This is a genomic window from Saccharicrinis carchari (assembly GCF_900182605.1).
Classification (GTDB): Bacteria; Bacteroidota; Bacteroidia; order Bacteroidales; family Marinilabiliaceae; genus Saccharicrinis; species Saccharicrinis carchari.
The window spans coordinates 718,282-736,247 of the sequence record NZ_FXTB01000001.1 but is presented as its reverse complement, the minus strand read 5'-3'; the positions used below and the strand labels follow the sequence as shown (position 1 = coordinate 736,247).

The 17,966-nt window shown below is 37.7% G+C and carries 8 protein-coding genes and 1 pseudogene; 6 read left to right on the top strand and 3 right to left on the bottom strand.

Annotated features, from left to right (window positions below; genetic code table 11):
• Nucleotides 1-591: 591 nt before the first annotated feature.
• Nucleotides 592-4,458 carry a hybrid sensor histidine kinase/response regulator gene (locus tag FN809_RS02625; protein WP_142531907.1) on the top strand — a complete coding sequence of 1,289 codons (3,867 nt, stop codon included), beginning with the start codon at nucleotides 592-594 and terminating at the stop codon, nucleotides 4,456-4,458.
• A 380-nt stretch (nucleotides 4,459-4,838) separates the two neighbouring features.
• Here FN809_RS02625 and FN809_RS02620 read toward each other — a convergent pair whose 3' ends face one another.
• Nucleotides 4,839-5,660 (bottom strand): T9SS type A sorting domain-containing protein, encoded by an 822-nt coding sequence (locus FN809_RS02620; protein WP_142531906.1) that lies wholly within the window; start codon nucleotides 5,658-5,660, stop codon nucleotides 4,839-4,841.
• A 547-nt stretch (nucleotides 5,661-6,207) separates the two neighbouring features.
• Nucleotides 6,208-9,171 (bottom strand): triple tyrosine motif-containing protein, encoded by a 2,964-nt coding sequence (locus FN809_RS02615; RefSeq protein ID WP_142531905.1) that lies wholly within the window; start codon nucleotides 9,169-9,171, stop codon nucleotides 6,208-6,210.
• 534 nt (nucleotides 9,172-9,705) lie between these two features.
• On the opposite strand from FN809_RS02615, the gene FN809_RS02610 reads away from it, so the two are divergent.
• Together FN809_RS02610 and FN809_RS02605 are read left to right on the top strand one after the other, a co-directional pair.
• Nucleotides 9,706-11,388, top strand: coding sequence for a cellulase family glycosylhydrolase (locus FN809_RS02610; RefSeq protein ID WP_142531904.1), 1,683 nt, complete (start codon nucleotides 9,706-9,708; stop codon nucleotides 11,386-11,388).
• 465 nt (nucleotides 11,389-11,853) lie between these two features.
• The gene (locus FN809_RS02605) at nucleotides 11,854-13,011 is read left to right on the top strand and encodes a baeRF7 domain-containing protein (protein ID WP_142531903.1); all 1,158 of its coding nucleotides are present in this window, start codon (nucleotides 11,854-11,856) and stop codon (nucleotides 13,009-13,011) included.
• A gap of 77 nt (nucleotides 13,012-13,088) precedes the next feature.
• Here FN809_RS02605 and FN809_RS02600 read toward each other — a convergent pair whose 3' ends face one another.
• Nucleotides 13,089-15,317 (bottom strand): FUSC family protein, encoded by a 2,229-nt coding sequence (locus tag FN809_RS02600; RefSeq protein ID WP_221929340.1) that lies wholly within the window; start codon nucleotides 15,315-15,317, stop codon nucleotides 13,089-13,091.
• 667 nt (nucleotides 15,318-15,984) lie between these two features.
• Between FN809_RS02600 and FN809_RS02595 the strand changes: the two genes are divergently transcribed.
• From FN809_RS02595 to FN809_RS17935, 3 genes and pseudogenes are all read left to right on the top strand, one after another.
• Nucleotides 15,985-16,914 carry a ClpXP adapter SpxH family protein gene (locus tag FN809_RS02595; protein ID WP_142531902.1) on the top strand — a complete coding sequence of 310 codons (930 nt, stop codon included), beginning with the start codon at nucleotides 15,985-15,987 and terminating at the stop codon, nucleotides 16,912-16,914.
• An 80-nt stretch (nucleotides 16,915-16,994) separates the two neighbouring features.
• Nucleotides 16,995-17,258: pseudogene (locus FN809_RS18120) on the top strand (pirin family protein); the annotation flags it as partial.
• Nucleotides 17,259-17,338: 80 nt separating this feature from the next.
• Entirely contained in the window at nucleotides 17,339-17,878 is a 540-nt protein-coding gene (locus FN809_RS17935; protein WP_246095406.1) for a pirin family protein, read from the top strand.
• The last annotated feature ends 88 nt before the right edge of the window (nucleotides 17,879-17,966 follow it).

The following is a 17,966-nucleotide window of genomic DNA, read 5'->3' as shown; positions in this document are numbered from 1 at the left end:
GGAAGCACCTGTTGCTTAACATAGCGATAACTTAAGTAATATTAATATCTAAAATAGGTTTATTACAGGAGTTGCTTATCTAAGTATATTTAAAGAATCGCTGGGCACTACCAGGGTATAGAAATTCTTCCGCGAAAGATATGATTTTACCAATGATTTAAAATTACGCATGGTGCAGCAATAAAACTATTCAGCCTTGCACAAGGTAATAATGTAATAGGAATGTCGGCCATGATTATGAAAAGTATCAAAACTGCTTACAGTCTATTCTCAGTGGCGGTAAAACTGCTTAAATAGGTGGTAGAGACCGTATATTAACTGGTTTGTATAATAAAAAATATTCAGCAGACTAAAATATATAAGATTTGCTAAAGGGTAGGTACATCACGCATACATGTATTCTGTTTCATTATTTACAACTTTTCTTACACTCTATCAATGGCATAAAATGTTAGTTCCGGAACAGGCCTGCAGATGTGTGGTAAACAGCTTTTTTTTTTAAAATTTCAGTCCATTTCAAGTTACGATACGGCATAAATTGATATATTTAAGTTTAGTATTCAGTTTTCAAATAAGTTATACATTCATCATATGCCCAAGCGATTGATATATTTATCGTTACTGTTTTTTTTGAATTGCTATTGTTGTATATCGCCCGTATTATCACAAATAGTAGCCGGGAAAAGATATGATAACATCAGCTTTACTAAAATACAGAATTGCGATTTTTTGCAGTATGGAACCATAGAGTCAATCATTCAGGATGACAAGGGCTTTATGTGGATTGCTACCAAAGATGGGCTGGGGCGTTATGATAGCCATGAAATTAAAATTTATCGTCCGGATAACAACAATGCGAATAGTATCAGTCATAATATTATTACTTGCCTGTTTAAGGATAGCCAAGGTACTATTTGGGCCGGAACTCCTGAAGGGCTGAATCGTTATAATTATAAGAAAGATAATTTTGATTTTTTTCGGTTATTTCCTGCACATGAAAGGGAATTGCGCAACAATAATATATATAAAATGGCCGAGAGTGCCGATGGAAAGATTTGGATAGTAACCTACACCGATGGAATAGCAATATATGATCCGGAAAGTAATTCATTTACGAATATAATGCATCAGCCCGGCATCGACAACGGTTTGTCAAGCAATAATTTAAGAACCATCCTGATTGATTCGAAGCAAAATATTTGGGTAGGTACCCGGGATAAAGGTGTTGATGTGCTTGATTATAAAAATAACAGATGGCGCCATTATTCGAGCGATAGTGCAGACCCATTTTCATTACCAAATAATGATATAAGATCCATATTTGAAGATTCAAATGGGGAGATTTGGATTGGAACCCATGGAGCGGGTTTAGCTCGATTTAATCAAGCGAATAATAATTTTAAGGTTTACCGCTCTAATCCGGATCAAATCAACTCGTTGGCAAGCAATGTAATATGGGATATCTTTGAAGACTCTAACAAAAATATTCTTGTATGTACCCAGGATGGAGGTTTGTCCCTCTACCTTAGAGGGAGCGACAGCTTTTATAATTATTTAAACGATAGAACTGATCCGCAAAGTATAAGCGGAAATGTTGTTCGTTCGATTTATGAAGATACGGCCGGAAATTTATGGTTGGGATTATTTAATGAAGGGCTTAATTTTATAAATGCGCATCAAAAAGCCTTTAATGTTATTAAAAGTAATCCTACTAAGCCCAATACGCTTAGTAATAACCAAGTGTCCTCAGTGCTTAAAGATCGAGAGGGAATACTGTGGATTGGAACAGATGGCGGTGGCCTAAATCGCTATGATGCTACTAAAAATGAGTTTAAATTACTTAAAAATGACAAGCATGATCCACACTCTTTGAGCAACGATAAACCTATTAGCTTGGCGGAAGATATAGCGGGTAATATTTGGGCCGGTGTGTATGATGGAGGATTGAATCTTATCAATAAAAAAACACTTAAGGTAAAACGATTTTTTTCAAGAGAAAATAGTAAAAGCCCTATTTATCATGTGTGGAGCCTTTTAGCCGACTCCAATAAAATTTGGGTTGGAACAAATTTAGGCTTATACACGATTGATATAAAAACGTATCAAACTAAGGCCTTTTCTTTTAACGTTCGTGATCATAAAGGGACGAATAATGGTGAGATATGGAAAATATACAAGGACAGTAAAAATAGAATTCTTTTAGCTACAAGTTCCGGTTTAAACGTCTATCACCCGGATAAAGATAGATTTGATTACTATGAGCACGATCCCAATGATAGTATTACCATCAGTAAAAATTGGATAACCGCATTTTTAGAAGATTCAAAAAAAAGAATTTGGATTGGGACGAATGGCGGAGGGCTTAACTTATGGCATGAACAAACGGATACATTTGAACCCTTTAATACCAATAATGGGCTTGTTAATAACAATGTTTTTGGAATTCTTGAAGACAGCTTAAATAACCTTTGGATTAGCACCAATAATGGATTGGTAAAATATAATTACGAAAAGAATTTATTTCATAATTACGACCTGAATGATGGTTTGCAAGGCAATCATTTTCTACCCTCCAGTTTTATGGATAAGGATGGATGGATGTATTTTGGCGGAATAAGTGGTTTAACTTATTTCAATCCTTCAAAAATTAAAGAGAATTCATTTATTCCACCCATAGTGCTTACTAACTTTAAGCTATTTAATAAAGAGGTTGACATCAATCAGGAAGATAGTCCCTTACATGAGAACATAGTAATAGCCAAATCGCTCCAACTCGATTACAATCATTCGTTTTTCAGTTTTAATTACAGTGCTCTAAACTATTCTATACCACAACGTAACAGATATAAATATAAGCTCGAAGGCTTTAATGATGACTGGATAGACGCGAATAATGAACATAGTGTAACCTTTACAAATTTAAATCCGGGTCAATATAAATTTGTGGTTATAGGCTCAAATAATGATAACGTGTGGAATGAGGAGGGGGCTTCTATCGATATAGTGGTAAAGTCTCCCTTTTATCTCTCCTGGACTTTTATATTTGGCATAGTGTTGTTGATTATGTTAATTGCTTCTTCTATTTATTACTATCGTATTACGGCGGTAAAAAAAATAAACAGTAGGTTGGAGGCTATGGTGCGCAGGCGCACTTCGCAACTACAGGAACGAAATGAAGAGATAAGTATTCAAAAAGAAGAGTTGCGCCAACAACGAGATATTGCAAATGACCAGTATGTTAAAATATTTAAACAACGTGCCGAACTCGAAATGCATAGGAGTAATCTGGAAACACTGGTTGCGCAACGCACTAAGGATCTTGTGGAAGCAAAGGTTAAAGCCGAAGAGTCCGACAAGCTCAAGTCAGCATTTTTGGCTAATATGAGCCATGAGATACGTACCCCAATGAATGCTGTTTCAGGCTTTATTAATCTTCTTAAAAACAAGTCGTTTACGGAAAAAGAGAAGTTGCATTTTATGAAGGTTATTGAAAATAGCCATCAGGTTCTTCTGCGACTTATTGATGACATCATAAGCTTGGCAAAAATAGAGTCTGGTGGAATGAATGTTGCTCCAACAAAGGTTTACCTGCAGGATTTCCTATCCGAAATGAATAGTATTTACTATTCGCAATTTGTAGAGAAACCTAAGGTTAAGTTTGTTGTTGAAAACACCTTGAGCCCAAATACAATACTCTTTACCGATGGCATTCGGCTGAACCAAATCATCTCCAATTTGCTAAATAATGCTATTAAATTTACAGAGGAAGGTACTGTTCGACTTTCAGCAACGCAAAAATCAGATCAAATAATATTTAGTGTAGAGGACACCGGTATAGGAATTAGTGAGGAGAATACGGAGAAGATTTTTGAAAGATTTTATAAGATAGAAGATGACAGCTCGCGCCTGTACAGTGGCACAGGCCTGGGATTAGCCATTGCAAAAAGTTTGTCTGAACTTTTGGGAGGTGTTTTAAGCGTTAAGTCGGAGATAGGAAAAGGGACCCAATTTACTCTTGCTTTACCCACTTCAATTATTTCATCAGAATATGAGGGAAGGCATTCGCAGCAGCCTGATGAAGCACAATCATTGCAATGGGCAAGTAAGCGTATACTAATTGTTGAAGATGAGATTTCAAATTTTAGATTTCTTCAATTCGCCCTAAAAATTAGTTGCGTACAGATATCGCATGCCATAAATGGAAAAGAAGCGGTTGATATGGTAAATAAAAATTCTTACGATCTCATACTAATGGATATACGCATGCCTTTTATGGATGGCTATGAAGCAACAAAGAAAATCAAAAGAGTTTATCCCCACCTGCCTATTATTGCTCAAACAGCCTATTCGGGTGGGACAGAACGTGAAGCATACTTTAACGCTGGTTTCGACGATTATATTACCAAGCCAATAAATACAAACCACTTGTTTGACGTCCTGAAAAAATACCTTGGATAGCCACACGTTGTAGCTGTTGAGTACTAAAACTACCGCAATACATAGTGAGCATACGTTTTATAGCAGCAGATGTAAAGCAAATGATATGTAGTGAAAGGAGAGGAGAAAATAAGGATTTGGCTGGGAAAAATGTTGTAACTAACTCAAAAGAACCTATCCTGACTTGCACGGGAAAAAATATGGTGGCAAAATGGAAGAGGATATATGTAGATATAATTTGATATCACTATTTTAACGTGTTTATAATCAGCTGAAAAAAAACTAAAAGAACCAACAGCAAAAAAGAGCTTGTCTATTCGAATAGACAAGCTCTTTTGTTGTATTTGCTATAAAAGTGATAAAGAGGCTAATAAATACGGCCTGTATTCTTTATTGTTGAATTATTCCTTAACAAATTTCAATACGGATTTTTCGTTATTAACATTAGTTATTTGAATCACGTATATTCCTGATGGGAGGGAAGCAACAGAAATTTTACCTTCTACCTTGTTTGCTCTAAGTACTTCCTGTCCGGTAAGGTTTAATATCGAAACACTTTTAATAGATGTCGGGGTGTTGATTCCTAATTCAGTTTTAGCAGGATTTGGATACAACTGAATGTTGGCTGCATTGCGTGTTTTGATTCCTGTGGCACTTGGGGTAAGGCTAAAGTCATCCAGTTCAACCTGATACGATAAAACGCCACCATTCCATATACCTACTTTTACTCCTAAAGTATAGGCTCCGCCTTCAGCAAATTGAATCGTCTTGAAATCTGCGCATGGCCATGATTGAAGGTATGTGTCCATGTTGTAACCGCTGGCGCAGCCTTGCCATGTATTTACCTGCACTATAGCGTCGTTTTCCTGCAGGTAGTCCTCACCATCTACCGGTACACTCTTATGTACAAACCACTGGCACCAAAAGGCCTCAACGGGTAAATTGCCTTTAATACGTGCATTTAGTTGGTATTCTACGCCCGCTTCTAATTGTACTGTTTGCCATACCATAACATTGGTACCTGCATTACCGCCACCGTTGGTGGCTGAGATGGTCATAACTGAATTGTTGAATGATACGGTAGTCTCTTTCCCCGGATCATTAACAATATTATTAATATTCCATGCAGTCGCATTGCTCATGTCGCCATCATTAACAACATTTTGTGCATATACACCAAACGACATAAGTGTCATAACGATTAAAAAGTAAATTTTTCTCATAAAATTTGTTTTTTAAATGATAAAATAAAATAGTTTAACGGGAACTGGGCATTTTGCCTCTCTCCTGTGACTGCAACAAACATATAAACACGATGCTGTAAGGCGCAATTTTTTTATACTGCTTTAATACTACATTGCGTTGTATTAATACGTCATAATTACGTCAATGGGTACAAGTACTTTATAGTTAGGTTGTTATTGAAATGCTTCATTGCAACTATAATTACTAATGTTGCTTTGGGATTTTAATAGTCAACTAAGTCCATGGCGAGGAAAAATCGGTACAACCTGCCCCCTCCCTTAGGGGTGGCTTCCGTTAGGTCGGTACAGATTAGCTTGACGAGAATGTATTACCAATATTTTCGCTATCGGAGAGATGTTTTTTTGGGCAGTTCCTGATGTAGCGGAACCAAAAAGAAGAATCCTCCCTGTGGCTATAACAAAGTAGAGCAAGGGAAGTAAGCGTCATCTGACATGCTTGCGCTGTATCCTTTAACCCGGAGCCTGCTCTGTTAAATTACGGAGGCTTATACCGCCGCAGGGAAACTTAAATATTATCTGATATTTTATTGAAGAAGCTGGCGAAATGTTCGTCACTGCTAATGTTTATTTTTTTTCTAAGTCTGTAACGAGCTGTTTCAATACCTCTTACTGATATGCCTTGGATATTGGCTATTTCTTTATTTGAAAGCTCCATTTTTATCAAAGCACTTAACCTCAGTTCTTTCTGTGTCAAGTCAGGGCAAACTTTTTTTAGCGACTTGAAAAAGTTTTCATGAACACGTTCAAAATGGGTTTCAAACAGTAATAAAAATTGTTCGTCATTTAAACTGGTTTCAATTCGCCTGAATAATTTTTTCAGATGTGTTTTGATGGTTTCATTTCGGGCTATATTATTTATCTCTTTGAGTTCTTTTTGTATTTCTGTCATCAATTCGTGCTTTTTTGACAATAGCATCGTATAATTAACAAGTTCTTTACTCTTATTAATAACATCTTCTTCGAGCTTTTTTTTATTTTTTAGAACGATCTGGTGTTCTTTCTCTAATTTTAGCTGATGCAGTTCAAGTTCTAAAACCCGCTGGAGTTTTCGCTCCTCTTTTTGCGTCTTTTCTTTCTCGTATCGTATAATTCTTTTTATAATATGAAGCAGCCAAAAGAGCAAGGAAATGATTGTAATAACCCAAATAAAATAGGCTGTGGGCGTTCTGTACCAAATAGGGGCAATGGTAAAATTATATTGCGTTTCGCTGCTGTACTCTCCCGACATGCTGCGGGCTTTAACCCTAAGCGTATAATTTCCGCTATTTAAATGATTAAAGTTAATGGTAGAGGCGTTTTTCCACTCACTCCAGCTCCGTTTATGTCCTTCGAGCAAATAACTGTATTGAACGTTTGTTTTATCCTGAAACAAGGGTGAAGAATAACAGAATTTGATTTCCGTGCTATTGAATGGGAGTTGCTCCGGAGTTTCTAGGCTTTCAATGGGCAACAAAAAAGTAGAATCTTTAATGGTACAGGAAATACTTGAAAACTGCAGGGCTACCGTATCCTTAGCAGCCTCCTTTTGCTCATGGTATGCAAACAAGCCCAACGACGTTCCAATTAGCACATTATTTTCTGTAATCGGGACAATGCATTCCAAACTCCTGTTGAAAGTATTTTTTAAAGACAGAAATGGAGCCCGGATTATGACAGGTGTATCCAAACTCGAATTAAAATAGGCCAGTTCGGTATCAATAATTACCCAAACAATAGCTCCTTTAGTAATAATCTGACGAATATTTTTTTCGGTTCCTAATATGGAATTTAAGCGGGCGTGAGGTTCAAAATTTTTATTGTTTTCGTTAAAACTAAAAATGCCCTTGTTGGTCGTAAACACCAATTCATCTTTCCATTGATGAACATTGACATTATAGGAAGAAGGCAAACCATTTTTATCGGTATAATGCTCTAAACTAACAATATGTGTGTGATCTGCATCAGTTTTTATCCTAAACACACCTTTGTATCCGTGGCAAATCCAATATACGTTCTTTTCATCTGTACTCATAATATCTCTGCCCGACTCCTCAAAGCCCTGAATTTTTTGCTTAAAAATAAAATTGTTTTGCTCTGTGGCTTCAATAAGTGATAAGCCATCATACTCACATATGAAATAATGCATAGGCGTATCAGTAACCGGATGTAGTTTCCATACGCCATTGTCGCTCTTAATTTGTGTTGCAGAAGTTTCGTCAATAATGAAAATCCCTCTGTCATGTGAGCATAATATCTGCTCGTTAATTACTTGTAAATGCCATGCCTGACCCTCGACACCGGGAATTTTTGTGAAATCATTCTGTGAAAAATTGTAGGGGAGCGTCTTTTCTGAAGAAACAAATACACCTTGATTGGTGGCGAGGTATAATTTATTTTTATAAAACAGGACATCGCTTATAGAGGCATTTTTAAACAAGTTGGTCAGTGGAGATTTAAGATTAACGTAGTCTAAGCCTTGATTGAGCATTATCCAAATGTTTCCTTCTTGCGATTCGTAAAGTGCCAGTACGGTATTGTCCTGCGTTTCAGGAAAATTAGTGTTGTATTTCAACCGTCCCTTATGGATGGTCCATCGTTGTATATTTTCGCTTAATGTTCCGATATAGATATCCTTGGATTTAGTTTTTATAGCACAGGTAAGCCTGTTTGTAGCATTTTTTGGCAATACTCTTGTTATCAAATGCGGGCTCGCCTGATTAAAACTCCACTCATAGATGCTTCCTTGTTTAGTGAGAATGTAAAAGCTTTGATCGTTATCGGCGGGCAGCATGGCTAAGTAGTCTTCTCCACCTAGTTTCGACGTTTCAAAAAGCTTGGTATAAGAGGTAGTTGCAACATCCAAAAGCTGAATACTTGTGTCGTCATGGATGAAAAGTTGCCCATGATGAACCTCGGAGTGGTGATAATTATTGCTTGCCTGTATAATACTAACTTTCTGATTTTGGAAGGTTATTATTTGACTAAAGCTCCTAAATATGAGTGTGTTATTGAGTTCGTGAATTGACCATATATTAGTAAAATTCCTGTTTTCGGGCCTAACCAGGTGTACCATAGATACATAATGGTATTGCCCATACATGTCGCGTTCAACTCGGCCAAATTCGTTGAAGCCTCCGGCAAAGACTACACCATCTTCCGACACAAGAAGACTTCGCACAGAGCTGTTGTTGGGTAAGTGTACTTTAGTCCAATTTTCTCCTTCAAATATCAATACGCCATCGTTATTGCCAAAATACATTACACCGTTATGATCCTGACAAGCAGCCCAAAACTGCGGATCTCCGTTATAATCTGCGTGGGAGAAATGAATTATTGGGGGAGTCCCGTTGATAACAAGTTCACCTGCCCGCAATAGGCTTTGCCCGTAAAAATGTAAAAGGAAAAACGAAAGAACTTTTAACCATTTTACCGAGGGTATGGCGTGAACTATCTTAAAGTAATCGAAAGAACTCATATTATTACTTTTCATCTTAACAGCACGGTTTCTCTTATTTAGTTTTAATGCGTAAAAATAACAGAATTATACAATTAATTGGTTCCTGTATTTATTATACCCCTGTTTTATCATTTTTCTTACACTGCCCCAATAGGTATAAACAGGATTACCGTATTCAAAAGTGAATAGTCAATTATTTAGGATATGAAATGCCTAAGTAGACTCTCCTACAGACTCTTTTGGGGCTGGTAAATCTACTATGGTGTACTGTGGTGTTTTCATAAATTTGTTTATTAGCAGTAGGAAAAATGAGGTATTGTTGGGCTAAATATACTCTTAAACAAAGGTTTACAGTTGTGGCGTAGTATAAAAGTTGCAACATTTAATCCTGACGTATATAAGACGTAGTTGTTTTTTTTGCTTGCCAACAAGTTTTAACTTTTTTTGACATGAGTAAAGTTTAATTATGGGTGTTGGAATTTACTGTGTCGTTGACCAAGCTATTACTTACTCTACCCTTACTACAAATTCCAAGACTTTTTTTTTAATTTATAATTCATTTGTATTATGAAAAAAACACTACTAATTGCATTTGGAATTTTCCTTTTGGCATTTTCAGCGTGCAATGAGCATTTAATTGTTGAGGAAATGGAAGCAGATACGTCTGTGGAAATGCTTAAGAGCGGGGGGGCTATTACTTCTGCTGACTTTTTAAAGACCAACGGAACATTTATTAGAAACAATTATGGTAATGGCTCAAATGTTTATTTGAGAGGAACCAATGCAGGAGGATGGCTTGTACAGGAAGAATGGATGTGTGCAACCAACGCTCCGGATCAGAAAACTATGATGAATACGTTTGAATCAAGATTTGGTAAAAGCGCGCGTAATAATTTGATTAGTATTTATGAAAATAATTACTGGACCAGTCAGGATTTCGATAATTGCGCCAATATGGGGATGACCGCTATCCGACTACCCTTTACCTATATGAACCTGATGAAAGACGATTGGTCTGATATCAAGACGGGTGGCTGGGACCGACTGGATTGGTTTATTGAGAATTGTCGTATACGTGGTATGTATGTCATTCTTGATCTTCATGGTGCTTTTGGTTCGCAAAACGGAATGGATCATTCAGGTGAAGTAAACGATGGATATCAGTTTTATTGGAATGATTACCATAAATCCATGACCAAGTGGTTATGGTGGCAAATTGCTAACCGTTACAAAGGGAATCCTACTGTGGCAGCTTATGATATTTTAAACGAGCCGGGTATCAAGGGCGGACTGACTACTAGTTTGCAATGGGATTTTTATGATGAGGTTTATGACGTAATCCGTAGTGTGGATTCAGATCATATTATTATTATGGAATCGTGCTGGGATGCTGCCCAACTGCCTCATCCAAACGTGTATGGATGGACTAATGTTGTTTATGAATACCATTATTATCCCTGGGACTATGTTAACGATTACAATGGGCAGGTTAATTTTGTAAATAGCAAGATAAATGACATTGCCAATGCAGGTTATAATGTGCCCACCTATGTAGGTGAATTCAATTGTTTTGGATTAGCCAATGCCTGGGAGTACACACTTAATGCTTATAATAATGAAGGATGGCATTATACATCATGGACTTACAAAGCCTTAGGCAATAATACATCGTGGGGTATATATAACCATAACCCTAGTCGTGTTGATATTTATAATAATTCTAAAAAAACCATCCGGAATAAATGGCGCAAGGTAGGTGCTTCTAATAGCTGGCGTAACAATACAGTTTACGATGCAATGGTTGAGGGACTAAAGGGTACAGCGGTTCCCAATGGGGAGTATTACTTCAAGGGAGTGAGTACCAACAAAATTATTTCGGCCGATAACGGAGGTAACGACCCACTGGTGGCTAACCGTAGTTCGTATGGAGGAGCATGGGAAACTTTTACCGTAGTGCATAACAGCGATGGCACTATTTCGCTTAAATCAGAGGCAAACGGTAAATACGTTTGTGCGGTGCACGATGAGGACAATCGCCTAATAGCCAGGAGCTCAGGAATAGGAGCCTGGGAGAAATTTTACATCGAAAAAATAACAAGTACTCAATTTGCGCTTAAGTCATCATACAATAATAAGTATGTAACAATCAACCAGGAAGCTTCAAATGTGCTATATGCAACAGCGGATGCGGTAAATCTTTGGGAAGTAATGTATATTTATAACACGGACGGAACGCAAATCATGGATTAACGATTATTGTTTCTAATATATAAAAAGAGGTTGGCTGAAAAGTTCAGGCAACCTCTTTTTTTATGCCGGGCACAGGATCCTGTATGGTGGTGAGAGTAAGCTAAAGGAATGTTTCAACGCCTAGCTTAAATTGCTTATATTTAGTATTTTAAATAAATTTTGCTATATTAGTAGAAGTTGATTGATTATTTAAGATTGAAATACCGGGGAAATTAAATGAAGTAATAGGTGAATGGAGTGGGAGCAATAGGAAATATTATTTCAACAGACCTGGTAAAAGCAAAAAACTCTATTGAAGTAGGATGAACAGCTATTAATCCGGAATTTGCCCGGGATGGAAAGTTAGACATGAACAATCCGTGTTGATACTTTGGATAGATTTTTTTGCAAGCAGGTAAATTGTTCTGATGGTATTTTATTTTACAATAATCATAGTAATTATTCATCACTAAAAAATATAAAAGCATGAAATTGATATCCAAAAAAGAAATAAACGAGTTGCACGATGTTCAGCAGGAAAACTGTATCTCTATTTTTATCCCCACACATAGAGCAGGTAAAAAGGTACTGCAACAAGAAGATGCATTAGCACTGAAAAATCAATTAAAAGAGGTTAAAATCAAGTTAGAAAAAAAAGGCATTCACGCCGATGATATTGATAACATAACGGCACCTGTTCAGCAATTAATCGATGATACTTCGTTTTGGCGCGAGCAATCAGATGGCCTGGCGATTTTTATTGCGGATGGCTTTTTAAAAATTTACAGCCTTCCCATCTATTTCAAGGAGTTTAACTACATTTCCAATTCGTTCTATTTAAAACCGTTAATGCCCATGTTTGTTGGGGATGGAAGTTTTTACTTGTTGATGCTTGAAAGAAGCAATGTGAAATTATACGAATGTACCCAACACAGCTTAACAGAAATCCGTATTGAAGATCTTATTCCTGAAACGAAACAAGACCGTGTAGGCTATGATTATGAGCAGAAAAATCTGCAGTTCAGAACGGGCCAGGGAGGATCCGGACAGGCCATGTATCATGGTCAGGAAGCAGCTACTGGTAAAAGGGAAAATGAAATTAAAAAGTATATGAGAGCCATAAACGATGGCTTGGCTCCGCTTTTTAGAGAAGAAAACAAACCTATGGTAATTGCAGCGCAAAGACCGCTTTTTGATACCTATAGGGAAGTAAATACTTACCCCAACGTGATGGAAGAAAATTTAAATGTCGATTTTAGCGATACCGACATTTTTGAAGCCCATGAGTTGGCTTGGGAGATGGTTGCTCCGGTATTCGACCAGAAAAGAAAAGATAAAATAGCACTTTTCTTTGAGGTTCAAGGAACGGGTAAAACAGCAATTGGGATAGATAAAATAATACCGGCGGCTATCGATGGCAGAATTGATGCCCTGTTTTGCGAAAATAAGTCGGATATTTTTGGTAACTACAAAGAGGAAAATAATGCAATAGTTGTTACTCAAAGCGAGGAAGTTGCCAATACAAAATCATTAATGAATGTGGCAGCGATAAAAACATTTTTAAATGGTGGCGACGTATATTTATTGGATAAGGAAGAGATGCCAAATCCTAATTCAAGAATTAATGCTTTGTACAGATATTAAAAATAGAAATGCGTTATGTGAATTACTAGCGTAGAATAGCCCAGGTGGTTGATTAGTAAGCTGTTCTGTTGGCTCGGTTATCCATCCAGCTTAACTGATGCAGCCATTTTAAGCATGGTAGCACTTATTGAAAACAGCCATTGTAGTTGTTCCCAAACCAAATGGGTCTCTTGTAAATTACGTATGGCTTCTTTGTCTTTGGAAGGCAGATTTTTAACTTCTAATAAATTAAGCTTAGGCAACAGGGGCTTAAGGTTAGGGTCAGTTTCAGCATGCACCCACTTTCCACCGCACTTATTGTTGCTTAAGCATTGGAGTACTTTCTGCAGGTTTTCGTCTATTTTATCGCTGACGATCTTAAACTGTTCGGATGCCTCTAATGTTTTATGGTGCTGTATATAGGTGCTTAGCGAAGCCAATGAAGCTAAAAACGTGTGGTTTAATACAACCAGCTCGTAAATTTCATCCGTACCCCTTTGTTTCGACATGGGCTCCTGTGTCATACGCTGAAAGGCCGAACTTAAAGCGGAAGTTCCCAGGAATGCTTTCTTACGCGCAATACGGTAGGAGGTGGGTATAGTTCCCTTATACAGGTAGTATTGCGTTATTTGATGGAGAAAATCTTTATTGGCTTTCACACTCTTTTCAATACTTTCCTTGATTTCAACAAACTCCCAGGTAGGCAAAAGCCATCGCATAGCCGCATAAGACAGTCCGGCTCCCACAAGCGTATCTACTATGCGAAATTTTATTACTGTAAAAATATCGGGCTGGAGAATAGCATAGATAAAAACTACACCTAAGGTAATAAAAGTAGCCGAAGCCCTAAAGTTCTTTTGCAGCATGGAAAGTGCAATAACCAGGGATGCCACACCCATAACCCCGTATGCATAGGAATCCCGTATCAAGAAAACCATAGCTGTGGCAATGGCTCCGCCAATAAATGTGCCAATAATACGGTCCTTAGCCCGGCGCTTTGTAAGTCCGTAGCTGGGCCGCATAATTACAATAACACTTAATAATATCCACTGCGGGTTCTGAAAGGGCTGCAGCGAACCAATGGCATATCCAATCATAAAAGTAAGTGCTAAGCGAACCGAATGCCTGAAGATAGTGGAACTAAAACTAAAGTTACGCAGCAATAGAATGGGATTATATTCCTGAAGTGCTACAAACCGTTTAGCTACTTTCCTGTCAATAGCATCTATTTCGGTACTATTGGGCTCGCCTAACAGCCATTTTATTCTTTTTATTTTTTCGAATTGCTTCTCCTGATATTCCAGTAAATTCTGAAGCATAAGATATTCTGCATAATTTAGTGTTTCACGCAACACATCTATCTCAAGCTTAATATCTTTAAAACACTGCCTTAATTTATCGTTTTTTGGCAGTTTTTTTTTGTCGGTTCCTGCCAGAGAAATCATTCGTAACTGATAAGATATTTCAAAAATAAGATGCTGAAATAACTTAATAAATTGAGGATGGTCTTTATACAATGCGTCCATTCTGTCATAGCTTCCCGGATTGGCAATTGCCGTTTCCAGCATTCCCACCAATTGCACGAATATCAGTAAGCGCTTATCCTGATAATTTGATAAACCGGAAGTTCGTCTGGAAAGGATCAAAATTTCTCTTAAAGTCTTATGGTTCTCGGTAAGCTGGCTCTGCAAACGTTGTAATTGAGCCTGTAATTTTTTATGGTCTGCATGTGGGTTAATTAACTTTCCGCGTGTCTCTAAAAATTCAGCTGTAAGCATATAAGTTTCCGACAAAAACTCTTCGGTCTCTGCCTTTGGATTTAAACGATACCAAATCATTGACAAGAGTAAATACCAAAGTCCGCCAGCACCTAACAAGGCAGCATATTGGTACACTTCAAGCACTTCGGAATCGTGGGAAAAGCTTAATACCAAAGCGATAAGCCCCGAAAAACTAACAAGCGAGGCGCGAAAACCATAGACCGAAAGGAAAGCAATGGCAAAAGTGAGTAATCCCAATAAAGGAAGCAATAACCAAAGGTCGAAATGCAGATAGCCTTTAATAAAACTGACGAGCATTATCAATGTTGCAGAAATAAGTATGCCTATTTTTGTATGTTGTGAACTACCGGTGACATCGCTGGGCGAACTCCAAAAGGCACCAAAGCTGAGTGCCAGCCCTATTTCCAGGCACCCCAGTTGTATGCCCGCTACCACAGGCAGGGTAACCGCCATTCCAACCCGCATGGCTCTTGAAAAATTAACGCTTTTCAAGAACTGTTGTAGCTCCTTAATATGCTCGTAAATAAAAGTTGTTGCAGTGCTCAAGGTAGATCGTTTTATATGCAAATATAGGATTTATTGCAAATCCCATTTATCTCAAAAAAAACAGGTGGTTTTTTCATTTTACGATGCGGTTTCCATTTTCCCCTTGTATTTCCCTTTTTTATTTTCACCATGATTAAGCAAAGCATTGGTCCCAAGGCTTTATGAGCAACTTTGTAAAGTGTGTACATTTAAATGACCGGGTAATACTAACGTATTCATTGTTACTTATTTCTTTTCATTCTTTTCTGTAGTTAAAAATGATGCACTGCGGCTTATACCGGATAAAATCCATAAGTTTGTTACATATCGTTGGTACAGGCGAAAATGCGCTTAGCGTAATACAATTATATAGAAGCCTGATCCGCCACTCAACTCAAGCGAATGGGGTCTTTAGCGGGTAATTGAAAAAACATTAAATAGGGTGAATTAAATCGCGTTTAGGGGGTGCCTCCGGAGCGCCACTTCCCCCAAAAATAATCTGTTTAAAAATTATACACTAACTTAGTTGTATATTTGTATTGTTTAAAGTAGTATACCTTGATTGCGTGAAGACCACTTCCGGAATAGTAATTTAATTAATTCTATGCTGTTTAAAATCAATTTTATAGTATTAATCACCTCCCTGTTCTGCCTTACAGCGTGTCAGGGACAATCAAAATTGCAAAATATGAATCATGAAACTAAAAAAAGCCATCCCCTTATATGTGATATAGAAACCGGAATGTGCCAAACACCCGAAGAAAATAGCCATACAGCAACACAAAGCAATATTAAAAGCAGTGCGAAATCCTTAAAACTGATTTACTTTACCGATCCTATTTGTTCTTCCTGTTGGGGCATAGAGCCACAGCTAAGGAAACTCAAATTGGAATATGGCGATGCCATTGAAATTGAATACCGGATGGGCGGCTTATTACCCGATTGGAATTACAATAGTGGCGGTATCAGCAAACCGGCAGATGTGGCACATCACTGGGACGAAGTGAGTATCCATTATGATATGCCGATTGATGGCGATTTATGGTTAGAAGATCCTTTAGATTCGTCGTACCCACCATCTATTGCATTTAAGGCAGCACAATTGCAGGATAAGGAGAAGGCCTATTGGTTTATGAGAGAAATACGTGAAATGGTGTTTTTGAAGAAGAAAAATATTGCCAAATGGAAGCACTTAGCTACTGCTGCAAAAAACGTAGGACTGGATGTTGAGCAGTTAAAAATGGATTATGAAGGAAATGCAAAAAAACTGTTCGAAGAAGATTTGCATACCGCTCAATCATTCGGTGTGCGGGGATTTCCAACCGTATTTATACAGGATGATGCAGGCAATCAGGAAATGGTGTATGGTGCACGACCTTATGCTCTGTACGAAGCGGCCATTTTAACACTTCATCCTGATATAGAAAAAAGTGAATACAACAAAAATTGGCAAACCCTCTTCTTAAAATATCCCTCGCTTACAGCAAAGGAGTTTTCGGTACTATCCGGTGTACCCAGAGTGGAAAGTGAAAAAGTATTAGATGGACTTTCCAACGAAGGAACATTGGAAAAATTATCAACAAAAAACGGGGCTGTATGGATCAATAAAAAACAATAGCTATAAATATTATGAGCAGGATTAAACTGAAGGATATCAATAAGCAATTAAACAAAGAATAAACTATACTTTCATTAATTATGTCGAATGTTAAACTGATAATAGAAGAAAGAGCCGCCAGCATAGGGAAGTTTATGGTGGGGCGTTTATTGCCTTTCCGACAAAAAAGAATGGTGGGGCCTTTCATTTACATTGACCACATGGGCCCGGTTAGATTAAGTGAACAGGAAAATTTTGATGTATTGCCGCATCCACATATCGGTCTTTCAACCCTTACCTTTTTATTTGAAGGCAGCATTATGCATCGGGATACGCTTGGCAATAGAGTGGAGATAAAGCCCGGTGCAGTAAACTGGATGACAGCAGGAAAAGGGATAGTTCACTCTGAACGCACCCCGGAGAACTTACGCAGCTCGGAAAAAACATGCACGGATTGCAAATATGGGTGGCACTGCCAAAGCAACATGAGGAAATGGATCCGGAGTTTTTTCATGTTGAGAAAGAACAGATTCCAAAGTGGACTGAGGGAGATCTGCAATTTAAGCTGGTGGCAGGTGAAGCCTTTGCCAAAAAATCACCCGTTCCGGTGTGTAGCAAGCTGTATATGATTGAAATAAAGAGTACTACAAAGCAAGTGGTCAATATTGGAGATCAGCTATATGGCGAATCGGGTTTATATATTCTGGAAGGAGCCATTGAAAGCGAGGAAAATATTTATGGGCCTAAAAAACTATTAATCGCCAGGGACAGCAAGCTTTGTGAATTTACCATGCATAAAAATAGCACCATTTATATTTTTGGTGGCTACCCGTTTCCCGAAAAGCGTTTTATTGATTGGAACTTCGTTTCAACAAGCAAAGAGCGTATTGAAGAAGCCAAACAGAAATGGGAAACACAATCCTTTCCGAAAATTAAAGGAGACGAAACAGATTTTATTCCTTATCCATCGCGTAGTAATAAGTAATGTGTATCGGTTATTTTACCTCACAGGCATAAGTAGCTTCTGTCTGTACATCGTGGATTATTTCCCGAACATGCCCTTAAGGCCTGCG